Source organism: Kitasatospora sp. NRRL B-11411, from assembly GCF_000721345.1.
Lineage (GTDB): Bacteria > Actinomycetota > Actinomycetes > Streptomycetales > Streptomycetaceae > Kitasatospora > Kitasatospora cineracea.
Map to the genome: position 1 here is coordinate 1 of NZ_JOGH01000287.1, position 972 is coordinate 972.

2 protein-coding genes are annotated in these 972 nt (G+C 73.5%); both read left to right on the top strand.

Annotated features, from left to right (window positions below; translation table 11 throughout):
• Window positions 1–301, top strand: a 301-nt coding sequence (locus IH44_RS0139955; RefSeq protein WP_030464761.1) for a roadblock/LC7 domain-containing protein, incomplete at its 5' end; no start/stop codon positions are given.
• A 173-nt stretch (window positions 302–474) separates the two neighbouring features.
• Window positions 475–921 (top strand): DUF742 domain-containing protein, encoded by a 447-nt coding sequence (locus IH44_RS0139960; RefSeq protein WP_030464762.1) that lies wholly within the window; start codon window positions 475–477, stop codon window positions 919–921.
• The last annotated feature ends 51 nt before the right edge of the window (window positions 922–972 follow it).

Below are 972 nucleotides of genomic sequence, written 5' to 3' on the forward strand. Positions count from 1 at the left end.
CGAGGGCTTCCCCCGGGACCGCGCCGACCAGCTGGCCGCCGTCGCCTCCGGACTGACCTCGCTGACCTCGGGTGCCAGCCGCATCTTCGAGGGCGGCGAGGTCAACCAGACCGTGGTGGAGATGGAGCGCGGGTTCCTGTTCCTGATGGCGATCAGCGACGGCTCCGCGCTCGCGGTCCTCGCCTCGCCGGACTCCGACATCGGTCTCGTCGGCTACGAGATGGCCCTGCTGGTGGACCGCGCCGGCGCGGTGCTCACGCCCGCGCTGCGGGCCGAGCTCCAGGGCAGCCTGCTGCACTGACGTCCGGCCCCCACCCGATCCCGACTCCTTCGCACCACCCTCACCGTGCCGGACCCAACCCGACCCCGGGTCCGGCACTCCCACCCCAGGTCTTCGCCGTACGGTGACTGGCAGCCCGTCAGTCAACGGCCCCGCGGGCTCCGGCCGCGACGACTGCAGCACAAGGAGGACGCATGACCCCGCCCCCGACACCCGCCGGCGCGTACGGCAACGGGTACGGAAACGGCTACGGCGGCCAGCAGGCCGGTGGGTACGGCGGCCAGCAGTCGGACGGCTACGAGCAGCAGCCGCTGGTCCGCCCGTACGCCATGACCGGTGGACGCACCCGCCCCCGCTACCAGCTGGCCATCGAGGCGCTGATCTCGACCACCGCCACCGCCGCCCCGGGCGGGCTGCTCCCCGAGCACGCCCGGATCGTGTCGCTGTGCCGCGAGGTCAAGTCGGTCGCCGAGATCTCCGCGCTGGCAGGTGTCCCGCTCGGGGTCGCCCGCATCCTCGTCGCAGACCTGGCCGAGGCCGGCCTGGTCGCCATCCACCAGCCCGCCGCCGCGGGCGAGTCGGGCGGTACGCCTGACGTCACGCTGCTCGAAAGGGTCCTCAGTGGACTTCGCAAGCTCTAACGCGGCCGCCGCCCCCAGCCGCGCCACCACCTCCGCCAAGATCGTCGTCGC